The organism is Oceanobacillus sp. J11TS1 (assembly GCF_018333215.1).
In the GTDB taxonomy this organism is placed as follows: Bacteria; Bacillota; Bacilli; order Bacillales; family Amphibacillaceae; genus Oceanobacillus.
In genome coordinates this window covers 1-24,708 of sequence record NZ_BORO01000011.1, presented here as the reverse complement: position 1 = coordinate 24,708, position 24,708 = coordinate 1, and the positions used below count along the sequence as shown (strand labels likewise).

Here is a 24,708-nt window from a genome sequence, read left to right as displayed (position 1 = left end):
CTTTGTTCTTTCATAGAAAAAGCTTCTTCCAATATTGAAATGTGGAAGAAGCTTTACTTTTATGTTTAAAGCTCTTTAAATCAATATGCTTTTCGTTTAGTTGTTGCTTGATCTGCTTATCTGTAAGAAAAACAACCTCTTTTGTACGAGGAATGAGCAGGGAAGAATAATTTAAAATATAATCATCTAGATATCCTGAATGAAAGATTAACATGTCAATGCCATCCTCATGTAAGTTATCTACAAAGATTAATAACAAAACAGTAATTAGCATTACAAAAATTCAATAAAAGCGTTATAATTAGGGAATAGTAATCACGCCCAAATACCTACATATATTTATAGAAAAAGATTACAGAAATGATTATTGGGAAAAAATCATTTATTAGCTCTCTAATTTATTACAAAAATTGAGTTTTCATAAAGTATCATTTTATTATTGCAAAATTATATAAAATGAATGAACAGTCATATAATATCTTTTTTAAAACTTGGGGAAGAGGAGTTTTTTTATGAGCGGAAAAGAGTTTACGGAATTTTGGAACGGTCAATTATTTGAAATTATAACACCCGCAGAAAAAATTTATTTCACACAAATCATTCGAAATGAGTCTGAGTTGCTGATTCAAAAGCCTGTAAATAAACAGAATGTACCTATGTTAATTGAAAGTGACATGATGGTTACCGTTTATTTTCATAACGATGAAAAAGGGCTGTGTAAATTCGAATCAGAAATACGTTATCATTCAAACGGAAAAATATCACTTGAGAAACCCTATATGGATGCGATAGAGGTAGTGCAAAGAAGAAAATTTTTCCGCGTTAAAGTAATGGAAAAAATGGATTTGATACTGCCTCCTGCTAAGGACACAGAGGAAACAGAAGGAGAAAGTATAACAGTTACTACCCATGATATCAGTGGTGGCGGAGTATCTTTTATTGCGCACTCTAAAAAAGTTGAGGTAGGCGATGAAGTTACAGGTGTATTATATTTGAAAACAAAACTGGATACGCAGAAAATTGAGTTCAAGGGCAAAGTGGTTAATGTTATAAAACAGGCTAATAAGATGTATAAAAATGCAATCCAATTTATTGACATGAGAGAAGGAAAAAGGTCAAAAATTTTGAAATACTGTATTTCTAAACAAATAGAGATTCGTAATAAAATCAAGGGATAGTTATTGTCTTTGATAGAAAGACGGGCCGGATTTTTAATTTTTTTAATGAAAAGAAGGAATTTTAAAATTTTGTGTCGAATATATAATTAAGCATATAAGGAGGTAGATTTATGTCACATAAAGTTGGATCCATTAATCAAGACTTACATGTGTATATTGCACAAAGGGAAGATATGAAATCTATTCTTCGGCTATTAAAGGGCGTTACAACATGGCTGAAGCAAAGTCGTCTAAAACAGTGGGAATTCCTTGATCAGGATGAAGAAGATCCAGAAGTAAGCCAATCGATTGAACAGGGGTCTACGTTTATCGTTAAAGAAGATGATAAGATTATTGCTACGTTTACACTAAATGAAATGCAAACTCCTTGGGATAAAAATATTTGGGGGCAGTCTAGTGAGGATGCATTTTACATGCACCGCTTGTCCGTAGATTATGACCATATTGGACGGGGTTTGGGAAGACCAATTGTCGAATGGATGGAAGCCTATACTAAAACACAGGGAATGCGCCGAATCCGTTTAGATTGTGTGGAGAGCAATAAGAAGCTTAATCAAATTTATAGAGGTTTTGGCTATGATTATAAGGGTACAAATCATGGGCATTGCAGATATGAAAAACGATTATAGTATATTGTAATTATTCGTTGTCCTCTAACTTATCTTCTTCTGTTATAAAGCATCTTCAAAAGTAATGTTTCAAAATAGTTTGTCTGACGGTATACCTTATCTATTTTGCTATCTGAATAAGGTTGCTGTCAGGTACATAGTTTTCAAGGTAAAGCATGTTTTATAAGTATGCTTTTTTTGCATTATAATAACATCTGCAAGGGAAAGGAAGTGAAACGATTGAAACAAAATAAATATGATGACGACCATTTTTTTCAGGCATACGCTGAAATGGACCGGTCTAAAGAAGGACTGGAAGCAGCTGGGGAATGGCATATTTTAAAGGAGATGCTGCCAGATTTTAATGGAAAGCATGTCTTGGATTTAGGATGCGGATTTGGCTGGCATAGCCGTTACGCAAGAGAACAAGGTGCCGAATCTGTCATAGGAGTAGATATATCCGAACGGATGCTGAACCGAGCAAAGGAATTAACGAATGATTCAGGTATTTCGTATCTGCATCAGGCTATTGAGGATGTTGATTTTCCTAAAGAATCGATGGATGTTATTATTAGCTCGCTTGCAATACATTATATCGAATCTTTCTCAAGTATTTGTGAAAAGGTAAATTATCTTTTAAAGCCAGGCGGAAGTTTTGTGTTTTCTGTAGAGCATCCCATTTTCACAGCAAGAAAAGAGCAAGACTGGATATATGATGAAACAGGAACGGAACCTTTATATTGGCCGGTGGATAATTATCAGATAGAAGGAAAGCGAGAAGCAATCTTTTTAAATGAAACTGTAGTAAAGTATCATCGTACCATGTCTACTTTTATGAATGGTTTAATCTAAGCTGGATTTGAAATTTTGCGTGTAGAAGAATCTGTACCATCCGACCAGATGCTGAAAGAGATACCGGCAATGAAGCATGAATTGCATCGGCCGATGTTTTTAATGGTTGCTGCGGAGAAAAAGAATCTCAAAACCAGTAAACACTAAAAGTGAGTGTTACCAAATTTGAAGCAAGAAGGTCAAGGCGATGCGGCTTTTACGAACGGATTTTCACAGGATGTGGACGTTCTTAACAGAAATTCCTGTATGCTTTTAAATACGTGAATAACGCTTTTGGTGGCACGAGTAATAGCAACCTTAGAACGGGCGCTTTTGGTTCAAAAGTGATCTACCTTCCATAAAGCCAATCCTACATTTTATTAGTACCATTTTTTATTTATGGTCATATGCTGATTGGAGATTAAGGAAAGGTAGGTAAATGAACCATATGTATTATAATCCTTTTTATCACCAGCAGATGTATAGAACAAATCCGAATTTAAATCCTAGGAATGTTTTTGATGAACAGGCAACCAAAACTGTAGAAGAAACGCTGCAGCGCGAGAAGACATCGCTTTCTATGTATTACCAAGTGTTGGATCAGTTTAGAAATGATCCTTCTGAGCAAGGACTAGTGTACGCTGTGCAATCTAAGAATCAAATAATAGCAGATCTAGAGCAGGTTTATCAATATTTCACTGGACACCAGGTAGATACGAGACAATTAGAAAATAATCAAGAGGGCGAAGCGAGTATAGAAACAATCTATGAACATGCTCTACAGGGTTATGAAGAGAACTATCGTAAAAGTGAGCAAATAAACGAACCCTATTCCCAGCAATTACTTTATCAGCTGGCGATGATTGATTATCAAATTGCGGATCATTTATCAGGATATTTAGAAAATCAACAAGAAGACCAAACATCTTCAAGAGTTACCGATTATGGAAGAAATCCCCTTGTTATTGATATAGAAGATGCAGCAGAAGCAAATACAGATTATCTTACAGCATTGTGGACGGGAGAACATTTGCAAGTTACTTTAATGAGTATTCCGGTGGGAAGCGATATAGGTTTAGATGTCCATCCAGATACGGATCAATTTTTACGTATTGAAGAAGGAAGAGGCACGGTGCAGATGGGGAATCAGCAAAATAACTTAAACATTCAACAACGAGTTGAAGAAGATAGTGCGATTATGGTTCCTGCTGGTACATGGCATAATATAACAAATAATGGGGATGAGCCGTTGAAATTATTTTCTATATACGCACCGCCCCATCATTCATTTGGAACGGTTGAAAATAAGAGAGAAGAAGAACAGATGTAGTTCCCTTAACTTTGATAATTTTAGATAAAAAGAGTTGTCCCATAAAACGAAATAGGGGCGGCTCTTTTTACATAGCTGCAAATAGGTCGGGGATAATAGATTTACATATTGTTCGTATAATGGGTATGAAAAAGGGCTTGATCATCGGAAAAAGTGAAAAAACAGACCCGCAATATAGACGCAGATCTGCTTTGCTTTTGATTTAACCAATCCAAAAGGTAGATAACATCCATGGTGTTCTCCTTTTACTCTAAAAAGTTGGTATACTATATATTAGAAGTGTATTTGCTTATAGTAGAAGAAACAAGTTTATTTATTTGAAAAAAGGAGTAGAAAATATGATTCGTCAACTTCGTCCAGAAGAAGCACTGCCTATAAAGTTATTATTACTCGCTGATCCATCTGAAAGACTAATCCGTGATTATACTTCAAGAGGAGCTTGTTATGTACTGGAAGAAAAAGAACGGATAATCGGAGTTTATGTTCTCCTTCCAACAAGGCCAGATACAGTGGAGCTAGTAAACGTCGCTGTAAATGAAGATTATCATGGGAGAGGCTATGGGAAAAAGCTAGTTTTCCATGCGATTGAGCAAGCAAAACAACAGGGTTATCGTACGATAGAAATTGGAACCGGCAATTCGGGGGTCACGCAGCTAGCGCTATATCAAAAATGCGGTTTTCGTATGGTATCCATTGATCGTGATTTCTTTTTACGGCACTATGAAGAGCCGATTTTTGAAAATGGGATACAGGTTGTAGATATGGTAAGGCTTGAAATGGATTTGGTTTAAGGAAATATGCCACAAGATACAAGATCCGTAAAGATGCATTCCCTCACTGCACATTGTGTCTTCTGTTATGCAGTTCTCAAAATGACCTCTACAGACATTTCGATGAAAGAGAATACATATAATTCTTTTTCCTATTCCTGTGAAAAAGAGCCTGCGTTATTCTAAAATCGTTCTCAGCAAATTCTCATTTTCCTCTAAGGACGTTATAAGTACGACTTCGTTAAACTGGTAATTGTTAAGAAGTGAAGGAGGTTATTACCAATGAAAACAATTTTACTATCTACAGCAGCGGGAGCATTATTACTTACGGGAATTTATGCAAACGCGGGAGAAGCGGAAGAAATCACACAGAACAATGAGGTGATGGTTGTAGAAAATGAAGCAGTTTCAAATGAGCATGTGGAACTGCCAGTTATTCAACACCAAATTCCATCCGGAAATGATTCTGTTCAAGTTGTGGAAGACAATCCGCATAAGCGTATTCTATTTATCGGTGATGAAATAGATCAGAAAAAATACAAAACGATTTTCATTAAAGACACAAACCGATTGAAAATTATTGATCTAAATGGCGGACAAATTTTTAATGAAGTTATATAAAATAAGGAAAGATAAACCCATCTTAAAACTGTTAAAGGTGGGTTTTTGAATATATTAAAAAAACCATTGACCTTGACGCTGCGTAAATCTCTATACTGAAGACAGAAGGAGGGAAGAGCAATGAAATATACTATCAAACAGGTAGCGGATATGTCTGGTATTAGCACACGCACACTCCGCTATTACGATCAAATTGGTTTATTAAATCCTGTAGCGCATAGCAGCTCTGGGTATCGTCTGTATGGAGATGAGGAGTTAAATCGATTGCAGCAAATTCTTCTCTATCGATCTTTAGGAATGAGGCTCGAGCAGATTCAATCGATTCTTGATGACCCTGCATTTAACGTATTGACGGCGTTAGAAGAGCACCAGCAAAAACTAAAAGAGGAAAGGGAGAAAATAGATCAGTTACTGGGCACAGTGGAAAAAACAATTCGACATACAAAAGGAGAGATTACGATGACAGCAGAAGAAAAATTTGAAGGCTTTAAGAAAGAACGGCTGGATGAAAACGAAAAATTATATGGCAAAGAAATCAGAGAGAAATATGGCAAGGAAACGGTGGATGAATCTAATCAAAAATGGATGAATCTTAGTGAAGCAGATTTTCAGGAAATGCAGCGTGTAGAAGAAGCGTTGTTTATGAAATTGGAGCAATTAGCAGATGCCAATGATTTGGATGCTCCAGAAGCAAAAGAAGTATACGAACTCCACAAAAAATGGTTAATGTATTCTTGGCCAACGTATTCAGCTGAAGCACATCAAGGTTTGGCAGAAATGTATGTATCAGATGAGCGATTTGCGAAATATTATAATGATCGGGCAGGGAGAGAGATTGTAACCCTTTTACGTGATGCCATTGTCAAATATGCGGAGGATTAATAAATAAGAAAAACAGCGGGATTAAAGAAATTCTTAATCTCGCTGTTTTTATAGGAATGAAACCTTTTTTCCGCTGATGCGTAAAAATATAGAACGGATTAATTATAAAGGGGATAAGCGATGCAAGCACTTTTAACCTATCAATGGGAATTATTTATCACAGCCGAGGTACTGTCGATTGTCATGCTCTTATTATTTGGATTAACCAGATACCTGCTGAATAAGCAGAATCTGAGCACCATATTTATCAGTATATTTTTATTCCTGTTTATATTTGAAGCGGCCTTAGCCGTGTTCATCTATCAAATAACTGGAGAAATTAGTACATTCCAGATTATTATTAGCCTTTTTGTACTGTACGCGTGCACCTTTGGAATTGCAGATTTTAAAAGGTTTGACCGCTGGATGCGCAAAACAATTGGTAATTGGCGGGGTGTATCCCTGTTGACGGAAAAAGACATACAGATAATGGAGCGCCAGCAGGATCCAAAATATATCGCTCGAAAAAATCGCTATAGCGCAATGATTCATCTTGTTATTTTTGTTGGAGTTCAAGCTGGATTATGGATTTATGGGCTAGGTGGAACAGAAGGAATGATGGATTGTTTATCTGATTTGTCATGGGTTGGGAAGGATGATTACCGCCAGTCTCCTTATGCAAGTGAAACGGCATATGGACTTTCCATGGTTTGGGGGATTATTTTTATCGTTGATTTTATTTACTCCTGGTCGTTCACAATTTTTCCTAAAAAGCCATAAAACGAAACTTCATTGTAAATTCCAACAAACAATCTCTGAAAACGAATCAATCTAAGTGAAAGTAACGAGGAATGGGTTAAAGAATTGAAAAGGCAAGGGACGTCTGTTCAAAGTAAAACCGTTCTACTTGTTCGCATCATTAGAATTTTGATATGCGCCGGTAAAACCGAAACACTTCTAATTTAGTTTCCTCCGACATCAGCTATGTTTATAGTAATATACCAAAATGCATTTACAATTATTACTTATAGCAGTAAAATATCAAACGATTGCTGTAATTAAAACATCAAACGGATCTTGTAATGTATACGCCTTTTAAGGAGGGTAGGATATGTGGACTTTTAATTTGACTGGTGCTATAATTTCACTTCTAGTTATTGTAGCTGTGTGTTATTTGGTTTATAAGGCTATAAAAGCAATAAGAAGAAAATAAATATAAAGTTTAAAAAAGCAGAAGAAGTTCCATATGGAATTTCTTCTGCTTTTTTAAAGCTGTTCGTTTTTAATTGACATTAGGTTTCGTTTGATTATAATAATTAGTAATTATTAAATTGCAAATTACTAAAGGGAGCATCCGCTGGAGGTGAATTTTATCGATGAAAGATGAAAAGAAATATATTACACCAGACGGTTACACGAGTGATATAGCGGTGTTTACCATTGTTTCCGAAAATGCTGAAGCAAAAGAGCAGCGTAAAAAAGAACCTCCTAAAAATATATTGAAGCTTTTGTTAATCAAACGGGCTAAAATAGATGCAGAAGGTAAACCTAATATCGAAGCGGGAAAGTGGGCTTTGCCAGGAGGGTTTGTGGATGCCCAAAGAAGGGAATCTGCTTTGCAGGCAGCTGCTAGAGAGTTAAAAGAAGAAACTGGAGTTGAAGATGTTTTCTTGAAACATTTTGGAACATATGATGCGTGGGGAAGAGACCCGCGGGGCTGGATTATTTCGAATGCCCATTATGCGATCGTACCAGAGTTTCAACTTGAAAAAAGACGGGCGGCGGACGATGCAGCGGAAGTGGAACTATTTTCTCTTGAAGAAATAAGGCGACTTTCTTTAGCATTTGATCACCAAAAAGTGATCGGAGACGCTGTATCCTTGATTGAATGGGATATGCTTCATTCGACGGTTGCAAGAAACTTCTTGCCAAAAGAATTTACCTTATCTGAATTACAGCGCGTACTAATGACAGTATCTAACCATCCTAGGATCACGAATAAATCTGTCTTTTTTGGAAAAGCTCCAAAACTGCCCTTTTTAGAAAAAGTTGTCGATGAAAATGGAAACTTAAAGAAAACAGAGCGGAATTCATTCAGGCCGTCTCAGTTATACCAATTTAACGATACCGTTGTTTCCTCATCTATTTGGTAAAAAGGATGGGAAACTAAAAAACACAGGAGGAAATCGGAAATGAATTATATAGATGATAGTTTAATGCTGCACACAGATCTTTATCAAATAAATATGGCTGAAACTTATTGGCATGATGGCGTACATAATCGTAATGCAGTATTTGATTTATATTTTCGCAATCTCCCTTTTGGAAATGGCTACGGGATTTATGCCGGATTAGAGCGGATTATCGAGTACTTACACAACTTCCGTTTTAGTGAATCGGATTTAACTTATCTGCAGGAACTCGGATATAAAGAAGATTTTATCGATTATTTACGTAATCTTCGGTTTACGGGTTCTTTAAAATCGATGCGTGAAGGAGAAGTTGTTTTTGCAAATGCACCGATTATTCGGGTAGAGGCACCATTAGCAGAAGCACAACTGCTAGAGACAGCTTTATTAAATATTGTGAACTACCAGACACTTATCGCAACCAAAGCTTCACGTATCAGACAGCTTGTCAAAGATAATCCCGTGATGGAATTTGGTACAAGAAGAGCACAGGAAATGGATGCTGCGGTATGGGGAACCAGAGCAGCGTATATTGCTGGATTTAGTGCGACAAGTAATGTTCGAGCAGGTAAATTATTTGGAATTCCTGTAGCTGGAACCCATGCGCATTCCATGGTTCAAGCCTACCGTGATGAATACATCGCCTTTAAAAAATATGCTGAGCGTCATCGTAAATGTGTCTTTTTAGTAGATACCTACGATACCCTTTATTCCGGTGTTCCCAATGCAATCAAAGTGGCAAAAGAACTAGGGGATAAAATTGATTTTGAGGGGATTCGGATCGATAGCGGTGACTTAGCTTATTTATCGAAAGAAGCAAGAAGAATGCTGGATGATGCAGGATTTACAGATGCGAAAATCTATGCTTCCAATGATTTGGATGAGTACACCATTGCGAGTCTCTTGGCCCAGCATGCGCAAATTGATGTTTGGGGAATCGGTACAAAGCTTATCACTGCATATGACCAGCCGGCACTTGGAGCTGTTTATAAGTTAGTTTCGATTGAAGATGAACACGGAAAAATGGTTGATACGATTAAATTATCAGGAAACCCGGAAAAGATGACAACACCAGGCAAGAAAAAAGTTTATCGTATTATAAATAAAGGGAACCATCATAGTGAAGGTGATTATCTGACATTGGAAAATGAAGATCCAAATCAAGAAGAAGAGATTATGCTTTTCCATCCGATTCATACGTATTATAAGAAAATGGTTTCTAATTTTGAAGCAGTGAATTTACATCACGATATTTTGGTAGATGGAGAAATTGTCTATGACTGCCCAAATTTGCTGCAGATACAGAATTATACGAAAAAACAGCTACAGCTTTTCTGGGATGAGTATAAGCGAACCAATTATCCAGCAGAATATCCTGTTGATCTAAGTATTAAACTATGGAATAGCAAAATGGAACATATTGAAAAGGTGAAGAAAAAAGTAAAGGAAGGTCAAAATCGTTAACGATTCAGGTCCAAAACAAAATGTATATTACAAAGCGGGACTTCTCGCACTTTGGTGAATACAAGCAAATATTTTACAGCATCCCAAGGATGGAGTCCCCTTTTATGAAGGAGTGTTTTCGATGAGTGAATTACAGCAATCCATTATTAAAGCATTACATGTAAAACCAGAAATTGATCCGAAAGAAGAAATTCGCCTTCGTATAGATTTTATGAAGGATTATTTACGCAAATTCACTTTTGCAAATGGATTTGTACTTGGCATTTCAGGCGGACAAGATTCAACATTGCTATCTAAACTAGCTCAATTAGCGATTGATGAATTAAACGAGGAAGATGGAAAGGATTCTTACCAATTTATTGGCGTAAAGCTTCCTTATGGAAAGCAAGGCGATGCGGATGATGTAGAGGATGCTATTCAGTTTGTACAGCCTACAAAGGTCGTAACGGTAAATATCAAAGAAGCAGTCGATGCAAGTGAAAAGGCATTACTTGATGCTGGCGTACCGATTACGGACTTTTTAAAAGGAAATGAAAAAGCAAGGGAACGAATGAAGGCACAATATAGCATTGCCGGTGTAAATAATTGCTTTGTTTTAGGTACAGACCATGCAGCAGAAGCACTTACCGGGTTCTTTACAAAGCATGGAGACGGCGCATGTGACCTTGTGCCGCTGGAAGGATTAAATAAACGCCAGGGTCAACAACTATTAAGAGAGCTTGGCTGTCCAGAACATCTTTACTTGAAAAAACCAACAGCTGACTTGGAAGATAATCGTCCAGCATTGGCTGATGAAGAAGCATTAGGTGTTACGTATGAAGATATCGATGCTTATTTAGAAGGGAAAGAAGTATCACAAGAAGCGAAAGAGATTATTGAAGGGCACTATATAAAAACAATGCATAAGCGTGAACCAATTGCTTCCGTTTATAATGATTGGTGGAAATAAGAATAACAGAGGGCGGATGGATGATTCGTCCTTTTTCTTTCTTTTGTTAAAGAATATGCACTTTATATAGGGGAGAGGATGGTCAAGCAGTGAAATATGTAATTGGTGTTGATTTAGGAACCAGTGCTGTGAAATTGCTTTTGGTTAACCAGAAGGGGAAAGTGCTTCAAACGGTGTCGAAGGAATACCCATTAATACAAGAAAAAGCAGGGTATAGTGAACAAAATCCAGAAGACTGGGTAGCGCAAACAATAGCTGGTTTGAAGGAGCTGGCAGATTGCTTTTCTGGAGATCTGTCTGATATTGAAGGAATCAGTTTTTCCGGACAGATGCACGGTCTTATTTTATTGGATGGGAATCACGAGGTAATCCGCCCAGCGATTTTATGGAATGATACGCGCACCACTGCGGAATGTCAGGAAATTACAAAGCGTGTTGGAAAGGAGAAGCTTCTCCAAATACCTAAAAATATAGCGCTAGAAGGTTTTACCCTGCCTAAAATATTATGGGTTAAGAAACACGAACCTGAAAACTACGCAAAAGCAAAGCTATTTTTATTACCAAAGGATTATTTGCGTTTTCGCCTAACCGGTCAGTTACATATAGATTATTCGGATGCAGCAAGTACCCTTTTATTAGATATAAACAAACTCTCGTGGAGTAAAGAAATCTGTGAAGCCTTAGATATTCATCCTGATTTGTGTCCGCCATTGGTTCCTTCTCATGAAATGGTCGGGAATATCAAGAAGGAAATAGCAGAGAAAACAGGATTGTCAGAAGAAATGAAAGTGTTTGCAGGAGGTGCTGATAACGCTTGTGGAGCGATTGGCGCAGGTGTGTTGGAAGAAGGGAAAACGATGGTCAGCATTGGTACCTCTGGTGTTGTTGTATCTTATGAAGCGGATGGAGATAAATCGTTTGACGGAAAAGTGCATTACATGAATCACGCTGCTCCCAATGCTTATTACACGATGGGAGTGACACTTGCTGCAGGATATAGTTTATCCTGGTTTAAGAATACCTTTGCGAAAGAAGTGGGATTTGATGCCCTTTTAAAACAAGCTAGTAAGGTGCCAGTTGGAGCAAAAGGACTTTTATTTACGCCTTATCTTGTTGGCGAGCGTACACCTTATGTGGATGCAACCATACGTAGCAGTTTTATAGGCATGGATAGCTCTCATGAACTCAAACATTTTACAAGAGCAGTTATGGAAGGAATTACTTTTTCTTTAAATGAATCGATAGAAATTTTCAGGGAGCATGGAAAAGTTATTGATAAGGTCATCGCGATTGGCGGTGGAGCAAAGAGTGAGCTGTGGCTGCAAATGCAAGCAGATATTTTTAATGCAACTGTGATGAAACCAAACAGTGAGCAAGGTCCGGGAATGGGTGCTGCTATGTTGGCTGCTTATGGTGCGGGATGGTTTGCGTCTCTGCAGGAATGTGCATCCGTTTTTCTGAAAGATGCAGAAACGGTAGAGCCAATTCCAGAGAATGTAGAAAAGTATAAGGAGCTTTATCAATTATATAAATCCATTTATCATTCCACAAAACAAGTAAATAAGGAATTGATGGCATATAGAAATGTAGATTAGAGTAGTCTTTTATCACATCCCCTTCTCTTGATGAATAATCTGTAATGGTATGTTAAAGAGAAAGGTGAAGGGGCATGGATACATTATTTACATTGGCATATGAAATTGGTTCTCTCTATATTATTGTTCTGATTGGCTGGATAGTAAAACGTAAAAAGCTAATCTCTGAAGATGGCCAGCGTGCGTTTACAACATTATTATTATATGTAGCCCTGCCTTGTTTAATTATAAGCTCCATGCATATGCCTTTCCAATATGAACAGGCTTATGGTGCCCTTATCATGTTTGTCCTTTCCATATATATTATGAGCGGGACCCTTTTTTTAAGCCGTTTTATCGCTCGAAGGCTAACTATTTCTATGGATCGCAAAGCAGTGTTTGAAAATGTTATTTTATTCGGTAATCAAGGCTTTATAGGCATGGTGATTATTCTGCAGCTTTTTGGTCAGGAGGGAGTCTTGTTTGCTTCCGTATTTAATCTTATTTATTACGTTTTAATCTGGACATATGCCATTTATATTATGAATCCTGAAGGGCTCCCAGATTCCAAAGCCATGTTTATCTTAAAGAATCCCGGCTTTTTAGCAACGATGGTTGGTTTTATTTTATTTATCTTTCCAATTCAAATTCCATCTTTTATCATGGAGCCAATAGCTATTATCGGGCAAATGACAGTGCCTTTATCGATGATTATGATTGGTATGATGATTTCAGCCATCACATTTTCTAGGGCCGTTGCGTACATGAAGGATGCACTCGTTTATATTGCTGTACTCATTCGATTGTTTATTTATCCAATTCTCTTTTTCCTTCCATTGCTTTTCTTTCAAATACCCTTTGAGTGGTTTATGGTAGCGTGTTTACTTTCTGCTACACCAAGTCCGGCAACCATCAGTATGTATGCACAAGTATATGGGGGAGACATGGAATTCTCGTCGGTGGTTGTCTTTTTTTCTACGCTTCTATCAGTTATCAGTATACCGATTGTTTATTTCTTTTTTTTATTTTTTATCTAGTGGCTTTCTCCTCCTATAATCCGAAAAAGAGAAGGCACCCGCGTAGGGATGCCCTCTCTTCTTTTATCTCTATTAAAATTCTTCATAAACAGCAGGATCTTGATTTTTCATTCTTCCGTCCGGCTTTGTAAGACTATTAATCATCGTCATTTCTTCTTTTGTTAATTCAAAGTCAAAAATAGAAATATTTTCTTTCTGGCGAGAAGGTGTTGCGGATTTCGGGATTGCAATGGCACCTAGCTGATAATGCCAGCGAAGAATAACTTGTGAGACTGTCTTATGATGCTGATCAGCAATCTTTTGTAATGTGTCATCCTGAAGCAGGTCACTTGCCCTAGACAAAGGACTCCATGATTCGGTTACAATGTTATGATCCTCATGCCACTTTAGCTGCTCTGCCTGATTAAAGCGTGGATGCAATTCAATTTGGTTTACAGTTGGCAAAATACCTGTTTCTTTTTCAAGACGGTCTAAATGTTCTGGTAAGAAATTGCATACACCGATAGAACGAATATAACCAAATTTCTGCGCATCAATTAAAGCTTGCCAAGCCTCTACATAGTTGTCCTGAATCGGGTTTGGCCAGTGAATAAGATATAAATCGTAATAATCAAGGTTTGCCCGGAATAACGATTCTTGAATCGTAACAATCGCATCCTCATAATGGTGATAACGGCCAGGAAGTTTAGATGTTACAAATAATTCTTCACGTGGCACAGCGCTTCTGCGTAGTGCTTCGCCGACAGTAGCTTCATTTTCATAGTTGTAAGCTGTATCAAGAAGGCGATAGCCGTTTGTAATTGCGTGGTTAATCGCTTGGGCACCGCTTTGTCCTTTTAGTTTGTACGTTCCAAAGCCAACGGAAGGAATGGTAACGCCATCATGTAGTGTGAGTTCTGGAATTTGATTTGTCATTTCTATGTACTCTCCTTTTACATTTATGCTTAAAGCCTACCTTTCTACGCAGGAAAATTCAATCAATTTGTTTTGATGCCTGTTTGGCAGTTCCGTAGATGTATTTACCATTAATTATTTTGAATAATCGAAGCTAAATCAATGACAATTATTAAAACCCCTGCTAAAAATAAAAAGAAAGCAAGCCATTCCGTTTTATGAACACCTTTCAAGGCTACTCTTTTATCTGGAGACCCAGGATTGAAGTAGACCTTATAATACCTTCCTAAATTTTTATTTGGTACTACTCCATTCGAGGTAGTAAGTCCATCCATTGACGTTACATAATAGATTTCATCATTATATTCCAATAAAATTCTGTAATTATAACCAACCATTCCATAGGTCCCTTTTGCACCACGAACATAGCCTACGATTTTTCCTTCTACTACTTCGCCGGTTAAAATAATCTTTAACTTTAAGATAGTAATAATGATAGCAATAATACAAAATAATAAACCAATAAAAATCAACGTTTTTCCATCCTTCTTTTAGTGAATTTCCGAAAGTATTTATTATCTATTATTGCATTTTTTAATTAATCTGGTAAAGGAAAGGTTTTAAAATTTATGTCATTAAGCTCTTTAAAAGTTTAACTTTACCTATTTCCCGTAACACATTAATTGCACTACAAAGCAGGTGCCAATAGAATATCCGTATGTAAATGAATTAGACTGCATTAATAAGGTTTCAAGGAAAGCAACTCTACTGGAATCCGTTTTTGGGAATAAGTTAGCAAAAATAATATCATCGAAGTTTTCTATGAAACAGGTGACTGGGAAAAGTTGCATGCAGCACAAAAATTCTATATAATGAATATAATTTATGAGAAAAAGGAGGTGTGGAGATGTTTTTACAAGCTGAGAAGTCGTGCGGAGACTGGATTGAGTTCTTATATTACTGCCGTGCGAAATTTGCGGTATTTGCTGCTGACGGGATACGTCTGTCCTTTTTTAGCAATTTAATAGCAAATACGAAAGCAAAAAAGCATCTCTGCATCAGATAATAATACGGCTATGTGTAAATTAAAGTGAAGCCTGAAAGCACACGGAGAGATATGCTCTTTGTGTGTTTTTTTGTTGTCTTTATCTTTGCGGAGAAGATAAAGGAGAATAACGAATGATTTGTCAAATAAATCAAGTGAAAAAAATGTACGGTGGAAATATTATATTTGAAAATTTATCTCTAGGGGTAAAAGAGAAAGAACGCATTGGTATCGTAGGAAGAAATGGAGGAGGGAAGAGTACGTTACTACGATTAATGGCGGGTATCACCAAGCAAGATGAAGGCAGTATTCATTGGAAAAAAGCGACAACGATCGGCTATTTAGAGCAAATTCCTAATCCGGAAGAAGGTATAAGCGTATTCGATGTCTTAAAGCAGTCTAATCAAGAAATTGTCGCTTTGGAAAAACAGATACAAGCGCTGGGAAATCCATGCAGCATCCACAGTCGGAGGAAAAATTGGCAACAGCTGTTCAAGCTTACGGAGAGGCCCAGGAGCGTTTTACCGTGCTTGGCGGGTATGAATTAGAAGCAAATATTGACCGGATTACGACAGGATTGAATGTCCAAGATTTATTACCAATGCCTTTTGAACAAATTAGCGGAGGGGAAAAAACAAAAATTGGTTTAGCGAAAATTCTGCTTCAAGATCCAGATTTGCTGTTGTTAGATGAACCGACGAATCATTTAGATTTACAAGCAGTTGAATGGCTTGGTGAATTTTTAAACAGCTATGACGGAACCGTTGTCGTCATCTCCCATGATCGCTACTTCCTGGATGAAGTGGTCAGCCGAATTGTAGATCTAGAAGACGGAGAGCTTGCTGTTTATCATACAAATTTCTCTGGGTATGTGAAGGAAAAGGAAGAACGGCTACTAAGGGAATTTCAGGCTTATGAAGAACAGCAAAAGAAAATAAAAAAGATGAAGGAAGCCATTAAACGTTTGAGAGAGTGGGCGAATCGGGCCAATCCGCCAAATGAGGGACTGCATAAACGTGCAAAAAATATGGAACGGGCACTGCAGCGAATGGAAAAATTAAACAAACCACAGTGGAACAGGAAAAAGATGCAAATGGCATTGGATAGTGCGGAGCGGAGTGGAACAGACGTTATTGTGATGACAGATGTACGGAAGAAATTTGGAGAGAAACTGCTGTTTGACAACGTGGATTTGCATATCCGTTATCAAGATCGTGTTGCTATTATTGGTGAGAATGGAACAGGAAAATCAACGCTTATTCAATTGATGCTCGGTAACTTAGAACCAGACCAAGGAGAGGTCCATATTGGCAGTAATGTGAAGTTTGGTTACCTGTCCCAACATGTGTTTCATGATACAGATTCAACCCAGACGGTGCTGGATACCTTTCGTGACGCAATTTCCGTTACTGAGGGAAAAGCGAGACATATTTTAGCGAAATTTCTCTTTTATGGAGAGCATGTTTTTCGGAAAGTGTCGCAGTTAAGCGGCGGTGAAAAAATGCGCCTTCGTTTAGCACAGCTGATGCATCAAGATATTAATACGCTTGTTCTTGATGAACCAACGAACCATTTAGATATTGATTCCAGGGAAGTCTTAGAAGAGACGTTAGAAAGATTTGAAGGAAGTCTGATTGCAGTCAGTCACGATCGCTATTTCTTAGATAGGCAGTTTGATTACCTATATTGGATAGAAGGCCAGCGAATAACGAAATACCTGGGGAATTATTCATGGGCGAAGAAGAAGCGGAAAGAACAACTGTTAGAGAAACAGATAAAGCAACCTTCGTCAGATAAAAAAACGATCAAAAAGGAGAAGGAATATCGGAGCATAGAGGACCCGTCTATATGGATAGAAAGACTTGAAAAACAAATTGAAGTACTCGAAGCGGAAATTTATGCGATAGAATTACAAATGGCAGCCACCACACAAATAGATGATTTGCAGAAGCTGCAGGAACAAAAAGAAACGCAAGAGAAAGAAAGACTAAAATCCTATGAAAAGTTGCTAGAATTAGAGAATGAAGGGGAAAATGGATGAGTTAGATAGAGATTCCTGCTGTTTTTTGCGATATAATAGGAGTAACTTACACATCTAGAAGGAGAAGAGAAGGTGCTGCTGCGTTGAAATCCGTGAACGATAAAATAGATTTATTTAAACGTTTTTTCTTAAATAATCGCTTTGTTGTATTTTTAATCATTCTATTGTTAATTGGCTTAAATATACTTATATTTACCCATATTTCGTTTGTGTTTACACCATTCGTTGTGCTGTTAAAGACGGTATTGCTGCCAATTATCTTATCAGCGATTTTATATTATTTATTAAACCCAGTAGTTAATTTTTTAGAAAAGAGGCATGTGAAGCGAATCTATTCTATCTTTGGGTTATACCTGATTATTATCGGAATTTTAACTGTTTTAATCAGCTCTGTCTTTCCTTTTTTAAGAGATCAAATGACAAGTTTTATAACAAGTCTGCCACCGTTTATTTCGGATATTGAGAAAATGGTAAATGATTTTGTCGGTGGAAATTTTATCAATCAGTTCCAATTAGTAGAATATATTGATTTACAGGGATTAGCTACGCAATTATCTGATCGTTCGCTTGATTTAATGAATAGTGCTTTTTCCAATATCGGTAATGTCATCGGTGCAGTAACAGAGATTGTTTTAGCCATTGTCACGCTGCCGTTTATTCTGTTTTACTTGTTAAAGGATGGGGAAAAGCTGCCAGGGTATTTTATTAAATTTCTACCAATATCGATGAGAAAGCCAACCCTTCTTATCTTAAAAGAAATGAATCATCAAATTAGCAGTTTTATTCGCGGGCAAATTATTGTTGCATTTTGCATAGGGGTTCTAATGTACATTGGCTTTGTTATTATTAGACTGGAATATGCACCGGTATTGGCGTTAATCGCTGCATTTACCACGGTTGTTCCTTATCTTGGTCCAGCAATTGCGATTATACCAGCGTTAATCGTGGCGATGGTGACTTCTCCGTTTATGGTTGTCAAATTGATTATCGTTTGGACCATTGTCCAGCTTATTGAGGGGAAATTTATCTCTCCGCAAATTATGGGAAGAAACCTTCGTGTTCATCCGATTACGATTATCTTTATTATTTTAACAGCAGGGAATTTATTTGGATTTATTGGTATTCTGTTAGCCGTTCCGGGCTACGCGCTTCTGAAAGTATTTGTCTCACACCTGTTTGAATTCTTCAAAATCCGGAGTAACCTGTATGAAGAGGATTTCGAAGAGGAAAAAGGTATGGAAGATGGGGGACATACAAAAAATGTTTGAATATTAATTTACGACGAGGTGAACGTTCTGCGCTTTCTGTATAAAGAAAGCAAAGGACGTTTTTTAATGTGCACATTGCAAAACACAAAAATTAGGAATTTCATGAAATAGTTATTTTTTGGAATTTCCTTCGTTAACTAGATGAAGAAGAATGTCGTTTGAAGGGCGATATATTAGGGATTGTAAGGAGTGGGAAAATTTATCATGATTTCATACCTGCTAAATGTAAAAATTTAAATTATTGACAGCGTTTTATGTTTGGTATAAGGTATTTATTAACAAGTTAAGGTTGTGTAGGAGATAAAGTTCACACAGTAAGTCGTATTTCCCCTAGAAAGAATACGGTTACATAAGTGTGGGCTTTTTTATTTCTGACCTTTTATTTTTCCAACTTGTTACATTCATCTAGAAAAATTTATTTAGTAAAGGGGATATAAATATGTCTGAATTTATAGCTGAGTTAATTGGTACAATGATTCTAGTCATTTTAGGCGTGGGAGTTGTCGCCGGCGTAGAATTAAAGAAATCTAAAGCAAATGGGGCCGGCTGGGTAGTAGTTACTATAGGCTGGGGTCTAGGCGTAACGATGGGAGTTTACGCAGTAGGTAATTTTTCTGATGCTCATCTAAATCCTGCAGTAACATTAGGATTTGCAGCGATTGGTGAATTTCCGTGGGCAAAAGTGCCAGCATATATATCCGGTCAAATAATTGGCGGAATTATTGGTGCGATTATTGTTTTCTTCCAGTACCTTCCTCATTGGAGAGAAACAGAAGATAAAGGAGCAAAACTGGGAGTTTTTGCAACAGGTCCGGCTGTAAGAAGCTATCCAGCCAATTTAGTAAGCGAAATCATTGGAACTTTTGTATTGGTTATGGGCTTGTTATTCATTGGTGCAAACGAATTCACAGAGGGGTTAAATCCTGCTATTGTCGGTTTATTAATTGTTGCTATTGGGATGTCGCTCGGAGGAACGACTGGTTATGCGATTAATCCAGCAAGGGACTTAGGACCAAGAATTGCACACGCTATTTTACCGATCTTCGGTAAGGGCGGATCAGATTGGAATTATGCGCCAATACCTGTTATTGGTCCAATTATCGGTGGTGTATACGGTGCCTTTTTCTATCATGCCTTTTTTGATGGAAGTATGGGTGCAGGTTTTTGGGTTATGACTGTGGTAGTTGTAATCATTCTAGCAATCGCTTTAATACATGAGCAAAAAAGAAATAGCATTCCTGCTCATAAGTAAGAATAGAAAAAAAGAATTAAGGGAATGCAATAAATAGGATAAATTATCTAAGATATAATGTCAGGTGTATCTTAAAAATAGAAATGGAGGAATGAAGGATGGCAGAGAAATATATTCTTTCAATTGATCAAGGAACAACTAGCTCACGCGCGATTGTGTTTGACAACAAGGGAGAAATTGTTGACACAGCACAAAAGGAGTTTAAGCAGTATTTTGAGAAACCAGGCTGGGTAGAACACGATGCAAATGAGATTTGGACATCGGTGCTCGGCTGTATTGCGGAAGTGTTAAATAAAACAGGTATTGAACCAAGTCAGATAGAAGGAATTGGAATTACCAACCAGCGCGAGACGGCAATTGTATGGGACAAGAATACTGGACGCCCGATTTATAAAGCGATTGTTTGGCAATCCCGTCAGACAGAGCCCATTTGTAGAGAATTAAAAGAACAAGGATACGAAGATACATTTCGCGATAAGACAGGTCTTTTGATTGATCCGTATTTTTCGGGTACGAAAGTAAAATGGATACTAGATAATGTAGAGGGAGCAAGGGAAAAAGCGGAATCAGGCGATTTATTATTTGGTACCGTCGATACATGGCTTATTTACAAGTTTTCAGGCGGACAAACACATGTTACCGATTACTCCAATGCTTCCAGAACGTTAATGTTTAATATTTACGACTTAAAATGGGATGAGGAGCTTTTAGAAATTTTGGATGTGCCGAAGTCAATGCTTCCGGAAGTTCGTTCATCTTCTGAAGTCTATGCGAAAACGGTATCTTATCATTTATTTGGTGAGGAAGTTCCAATTGCCGGAATTGCTGGAGACCAGCAGGCTGCTTTATTTGGACAGGCTTGTTTTGAGCAAGGGATGGCGAAAAATACGTATGGTACAGGTGGCTTCCTGCTAATGAACACAGGGGAAAAACCTGTAAAATCAGAGAATGGATTATTAACAACAATCGCATGGGGCGTGGATGGAAAAGTTACTTACGCACTAGAAGGCAGTATCTTTGTGTCTGGTTCTGCTATCCAATGGCTGCGAGATGGTTTAAGAATGATTGAAACCAGTCCGGAAAGTGAAGATTTTGCAACGCGGGTAGATACTACCGATGGCGTATATGTTGTACCTGCTTTTGTCGGGTTAGGAACACCGTATTGGGATAGTGATGCGCGCGGGTCCGTGTTTGGTTTAACAAGAGGAACCAAGAAAGAGCATTTTATCCGTGCAACATTAGAGTCTCTAGCTTATCAGACGAGAGATGTGATGGAGACGATGGCAACGGACGCAGAAATGGAAATCAAAACCCTTCGTGTAGATGGAGGAGCGGTAAAAAATGATTTCTTAATGCAGTTCCAAAGCGATATTTTGGATGTAACCGTAGAAAGACCTGTTATTCAAGAGACAACAGCACTTGGCTCTGCTTATCTGGCTGGACTAGCTGTCGGTTTCTGGGACAGCCCGGAAGAAATTGCACAGCAGTGGAAGATAGAGAAAACATTCCATGATGAAATGGATAATGAAGAGAGTGAAAAATTATATAAAGGCTGGCAAAAAGCTGTCGAGGCAACACGTGTGTTTAAGCTAGAAGAGTAGTATCGCTTTAATACGTATACGGTCTGGGCAAGATACTCAAATATAAATAAAAAGTTGATAATATTGTTCAATAAGAGTAAACTAAAACAAATAGTTAAACAGGCAATGAGAAGGAAAAGTAGATTGGAAAGCGCTAAAAGAGAGTCTCTGCTGGTGGAAATGAGGCAGCAAAACCCAATTGAACAATGACCTTTGAGCTGCGCGCTGAACTCTTTTAAGGGATAGTAGGCTGCAACGAGAGGCACTCGTTACAACAGCAACTGTATAATCTGCTGATAACTCACCAGACGTACAGACGGAGGCAGGCTGTGTGAGCAGTATGCGAACATTAGGTGGTAACACGGGAATACTCGTCCTAAGTTTTCTTTATTATAGAAAGCTTAGGACGTTTTTTATTGCCTTGAAAAGAGGGTTTATCTCATGACTGTGTCTATTTCGAATAAGAATAACACAAAAAGGAGTGTTGGAAATGGCTGTATTTATTGGCGGCGCATGGCCGTATGCAAACGGATCCCTGCATTTAGGGCATATTGCAAGCTTACTGCCGGGGGATATTTTAGCAAGATATTATCGTTTAAAAGGAGAAGAGGTGCTGTATGTTTCCGGCAGTGATTGTAACGGAACGCCAATTTCTATTCCGCATCACAGGAAGGAACCACAACGGAGGTTATTGCTGAAAAATATCATCAGGAATTTGTGGACACCTTTGAAAAATTAGGCTTCTCCTATGATTATTATACGAGAACGGATAGCACATTCCACCATCAGGCAGTACAGAAAATCTTTTTAGACCTGCTTGATAAAGGATTTTTAAAAGAAAAAACAACAGAACAGGCGTATTGTGAAAAGGATAAGCGCTTTTTACCGGATCGTTTTGTAGAAGGACGATGTCCAGTTTGTGGAGCAAATGCGCGAGGGGATCAGTGTGATTATTGTTCTGCGGTTCTGGACCCACTTGAGCTGGAGAATAAAAAATGCAAGCTCTGCGGCGAAGAACCGGCGATACGTGAGACAGCACATTATTATTTTTCTTTTGGAAACTTTTCAAATGAGCTTACTTCCATTGTCAATCAAGCGGAGAAAGAAGAGCGGTGGCGTGATAATGCGGTTCAATTTTCCAAACGTTATTTACAGGAAGGTTTGAGAGAAAGAGCCATTACAAGAGATCTTCCTAATGGGATTGATGTTCCTGTAAAAGGCTTTGAAGGAAAGAAAATTTATGTGTGGCTGGAAGCTGTTGCGGGGTATTTAACGGCCAGTCAGGCGTGGGGAAAGGCTAATCAAAAAAGTATTGAACCGTGGTGGGATTCAGATTCCTCAACAAAGGCATATTATGTACATGGTAAAGATAATATTCCTTTTCATACCATCATCTGGCAGGCTCTTTTATTGGCGGTTGGAGAGAAGCAGCTTCCTACTCATATCATTTCCAATGAATATGTCACCTTGGAGAAAAGAAAAATATCAACAAGCAATAACTGGGCGGTCTGGATCAAGGATGTGCTGGATACCTACCATCCAGATTCGCTGCGTTATTTTCTGACCATCAATGCTCCTGAAAACCGTGATGCTGATTTTTCCTGGCAGGAATTTATCCTCAGCCATAATAGCGAGCTATTAGGGGCTTATGGGAATTTTATCAATCGTACACTGAAGTTTATTGAGAAGAATAGTGATTCTAATATCCCTCAAGCGGCATTAGAAACGGAAATAGTCGATAAAGTAAAAAGGCTTTACCCAGTTGTTGGGGAGCTTGTGGAAACAGGGAAGCTGAAGCAGGCATTGAATGAAATATTTGATTTTATACGGGAAGCAAATAAATATTTTGATTTTCAGGCACCTTGGAAGCAGGTGAAAGAAAATCCTGAAGAAGCTGATAAAACATTGGCCACCTGTGTATATATTATTGTAAATACTGCGCAGCTGCTGTATCCTTTCTTGCCATATTCCACAAAACAGGTTCAGGAAATGCTGTCGATTAAAGAGCTGGGGTGGAAAGAAATAAGTAATCTTCCCAAGCAGGTGAAGAAGGCAGTACCGCTTTTTGAAAGGATAGATAAAGGAAAAATTGAAAAGGAGAAGCAGAGGCTGGTGCAGCAATCTGCTTTGAATTAAATGGTTTAACAACTATTAAGGGGCTGTTGCAAAATCAGTTTCCTGATTTTGCAACAGCTTTTTTGTGCACACAAAAAAAACAGACCACAAAAGGTCTGCTCTCGTGCATTATTAACTTATGACAAAAAACGAATAATAACTCAGTATACGCTAACTTCTGCCAATTTATTTACCGATGGATGTAGAAGAAATAATATCGGCAGATGATTCGGTCCGACTTCACTGCCTATTATTTGAAAAGATGGATTATAGAGAACTCTTACAGGGATATTCTCCAAAAAAGAAGAAAACCGGGAGTCGATCCAGTCATTCTATTTAAGGTCATTACGTACGCAGCTTCGCAAAAAATTACCTCATCACGAGCGATTGAAAAGCGTGTGACACATACGAAAATTTAAGCGAATCGCCTGAACCTATACTATCATCCATTAAAGATAGCTTGAAAAAAATTCAAAAAAAGGGAGACTTATTTAAGTGCTTCAAAAATTGATTGTTTTTCTCGTTATTACCAAAAATAAAAATGACTAACCTTATAATAAGCAACCCAACATAAAAAAGAACTGTCATCAAAGATATACCATACATTTTTGCGATAGCTCCTTCTTAAGAAAAAATATTTGAAAAATACTAAAAAATATGTTTTAATATTGCATATAATGATTCTATAGTATATATACAATAGTTGGGTTTGGAAGTTGATAAATTAATTGAAGAGCTTTTTGTAAACTAAACAAATGGTATTCCCTTATTTTTTACCCATATTATTTATAGAAATTTGATTCTGGTAAATACATACTTATTTCACTAATCAGTAGTGTTGTACAAAATAATATAAGACTCGTCGCTGATAATAAGTTAATAAAAGCACATACTTCATTAGAAGAAAAAAACAACCATCAGTATGAGTGCATTATAACCAATGGCAATTTATACAAATAATAATTATTTTTCAATGGTACTGTCAATAAGTTTGTGTAAATTAATAGGGTATCCTCTCTATTGGGATGTATTTTCAGACACCTTCCCCGGGTACCCGGGGAAGGTGTCTGAAAATTAGCTCGTTTCTTACCTACTCCCCGT

At 37.6% G+C, this 24,708-nt stretch carries 20 protein-coding genes, 3 pseudogenes and 1 other annotated feature; of the genes and pseudogenes, 20 read left to right on the top strand and 3 right to left on the bottom strand.

Features of this window, described 5'->3' with window-relative positions:
- Positions 1-10: 10 nt before the first annotated feature.
- Positions 11-214, bottom strand: a complete 204-nt coding sequence (locus KI343_RS10340; RefSeq protein WP_212926344.1) for a hypothetical protein — start codon at positions 212-214, stop codon at positions 11-13.
- 298 nt (positions 215-512) lie between these two features.
- On the opposite strand from KI343_RS10340, the gene KI343_RS10335 reads away from it, so the two are divergent.
- The 13 genes and pseudogenes from KI343_RS10335 to KI343_RS10275 all read left to right on the top strand — a co-directional run bounded on the left by KI343_RS10335 (position 513) and on the right by KI343_RS10275 (position 13,412).
- Positions 513-1,178: a flagellar brake protein gene (locus KI343_RS10335; RefSeq protein ID WP_212926343.1), complete on the top strand. Its 666-nt coding sequence runs from the start codon at positions 513-515 to the stop codon at positions 1,176-1,178.
- A gap of 110 nt (positions 1,179-1,288) precedes the next feature.
- Entirely contained in the window at positions 1,289-1,807 is a 519-nt protein-coding gene (locus KI343_RS10330; RefSeq protein WP_212926342.1) for a GNAT family N-acetyltransferase, read from the top strand.
- Between the two features lie 219 nt (positions 1,808-2,026).
- A pseudogene (locus KI343_RS10325) lies at positions 2,027-2,785 on the top strand (class I SAM-dependent methyltransferase).
- Positions 2,786-3,056: 271 nt separating this feature from the next.
- Entirely contained in the window at positions 3,057-3,947 is an 891-nt protein-coding gene (locus KI343_RS10320; RefSeq protein ID WP_244856883.1) for a cupin domain-containing protein, read from the top strand.
- Between the two features lie 338 nt (positions 3,948-4,285).
- Positions 4,286-4,738, top strand: coding sequence for a GNAT family N-acetyltransferase (locus tag KI343_RS10315; protein WP_212926341.1), 453 nt, complete (start codon positions 4,286-4,288; stop codon positions 4,736-4,738).
- 261 nt (positions 4,739-4,999) lie between these two features.
- Positions 5,000-5,338 carry a hypothetical protein gene (locus KI343_RS10310; protein WP_212926340.1) on the top strand — a complete coding sequence of 113 codons (339 nt, stop codon included), beginning with the start codon at positions 5,000-5,002 and terminating at the stop codon, positions 5,336-5,338.
- Between the two features lie 120 nt (positions 5,339-5,458).
- A complete protein-coding gene (locus tag KI343_RS10305) occupies positions 5,459-6,220 on the top strand; it encodes a MerR family transcriptional regulator (RefSeq protein ID WP_212926339.1) in 762 nt (253 codons plus the stop codon).
- 120 nt (positions 6,221-6,340) lie between these two features.
- Positions 6,341-6,979 (top strand): hypothetical protein, encoded by a 639-nt coding sequence (locus tag KI343_RS10300; protein WP_212926338.1) that lies wholly within the window; start codon positions 6,341-6,343, stop codon positions 6,977-6,979.
- A gap of 596 nt (positions 6,980-7,575) precedes the next feature.
- Positions 7,576-8,352, top strand: coding sequence for an NUDIX domain-containing protein (locus tag KI343_RS10295; RefSeq protein WP_212926337.1), 777 nt, complete (start codon positions 7,576-7,578; stop codon positions 8,350-8,352).
- A 39-nt stretch (positions 8,353-8,391) separates the two neighbouring features.
- Positions 8,392-9,852, top strand: coding sequence for a nicotinate phosphoribosyltransferase (locus KI343_RS10290; RefSeq protein ID WP_212926336.1), 1,461 nt, complete (start codon positions 8,392-8,394; stop codon positions 9,850-9,852).
- Positions 9,853-9,973: 121 nt separating this feature from the next.
- Positions 9,974-10,801, top strand: a complete 828-nt coding sequence (gene nadE / locus KI343_RS10285; RefSeq protein ID WP_212926335.1) for an ammonia-dependent NAD(+) synthetase — start codon at positions 9,974-9,976, stop codon at positions 10,799-10,801.
- 89 nt (positions 10,802-10,890) lie between these two features.
- On the top strand, positions 10,891-12,396 hold the full coding sequence (gene xylB / locus KI343_RS10280; protein WP_212926334.1) for a xylulokinase: 1,506 nt from the start codon (positions 10,891-10,893) through the stop codon (positions 12,394-12,396).
- 74 nt (positions 12,397-12,470) lie between these two features.
- Positions 12,471-13,412 carry an AEC family transporter gene (locus KI343_RS10275; protein ID WP_212926333.1) on the top strand — a complete coding sequence of 314 codons (942 nt, stop codon included), beginning with the start codon at positions 12,471-12,473 and terminating at the stop codon, positions 13,410-13,412.
- 72 nt (positions 13,413-13,484) lie between these two features.
- On the opposite strand, the gene KI343_RS10270 is transcribed toward KI343_RS10275, so the two are convergent.
- Both KI343_RS10270 and KI343_RS10265 read right to left on the bottom strand, forming a co-directional pair.
- Positions 13,485-14,327 carry an aldo/keto reductase gene (locus KI343_RS10270; RefSeq protein ID WP_212926332.1) on the bottom strand — a complete coding sequence of 281 codons (843 nt, stop codon included), beginning with the start codon at positions 14,325-14,327 and terminating at the stop codon, positions 13,485-13,487.
- 110 nt (positions 14,328-14,437) lie between these two features.
- Positions 14,438-14,839 (bottom strand): DUF3592 domain-containing protein, encoded by a 402-nt coding sequence (locus tag KI343_RS10265; RefSeq protein WP_212926331.1) that lies wholly within the window; start codon positions 14,837-14,839, stop codon positions 14,438-14,440.
- Between the two features lie 374 nt (positions 14,840-15,213).
- Here KI343_RS10265 and KI343_RS10260 point away from each other — a divergent pair, with 374 nt between their 5' ends.
- The 7 genes and pseudogenes from KI343_RS10260 (at position 15,214) to KI343_RS20700 (ending at position 24,026) form a co-directional block, all read left to right on the top strand.
- Positions 15,214-15,372 carry an RAxF-45 family protein gene (locus KI343_RS10260; RefSeq protein ID WP_212926330.1) on the top strand — a complete coding sequence of 53 codons (159 nt, stop codon included), beginning with the start codon at positions 15,214-15,216 and terminating at the stop codon, positions 15,370-15,372.
- Positions 15,373-15,485: 113 nt separating this feature from the next.
- Positions 15,486-17,392, top strand: a pseudogene (abc-f, locus tag KI343_RS10250) (ribosomal protection-like ABC-F family protein).
- Between the two features lie 83 nt (positions 17,393-17,475).
- The gene (locus tag KI343_RS10245; RefSeq protein ID WP_212926327.1) at positions 17,476-18,660 is read left to right on the top strand and encodes an AI-2E family transporter; all 1,185 of its coding nucleotides are present in this window, start codon (positions 17,476-17,478) and stop codon (positions 18,658-18,660) included.
- A 439-nt stretch (positions 18,661-19,099) separates the two neighbouring features.
- On the top strand, positions 19,100-19,912 hold the full coding sequence (locus KI343_RS10240; protein WP_212926326.1) for an MIP/aquaporin family protein: 813 nt from the start codon (positions 19,100-19,102) through the stop codon (positions 19,910-19,912).
- A gap of 98 nt (positions 19,913-20,010) precedes the next feature.
- Positions 20,011-21,513 (top strand): glycerol kinase GlpK, encoded by a 1,503-nt coding sequence (gene glpK, locus KI343_RS10235; protein ID WP_212926325.1) that lies wholly within the window; start codon positions 20,011-20,013, stop codon positions 21,511-21,513.
- 96 nt (positions 21,514-21,609) lie between these two features.
- Positions 21,610-21,874: a binding site (T-box leader), on the top strand.
- Between the two features lie 108 nt (positions 21,875-21,982).
- Positions 21,983-23,628, top strand: a pseudogene (gene metG, locus KI343_RS10230) (methionine--tRNA ligase).
- A 203-nt stretch (positions 23,629-23,831) separates the two neighbouring features.
- The gene (locus KI343_RS20700) at positions 23,832-24,026 is read left to right on the top strand and encodes a transposase (RefSeq protein ID WP_483874249.1); all 195 of its coding nucleotides are present in this window, start codon (positions 23,832-23,834) and stop codon (positions 24,024-24,026) included.
- Positions 24,027-24,708 lie beyond the last annotated feature (682 nt).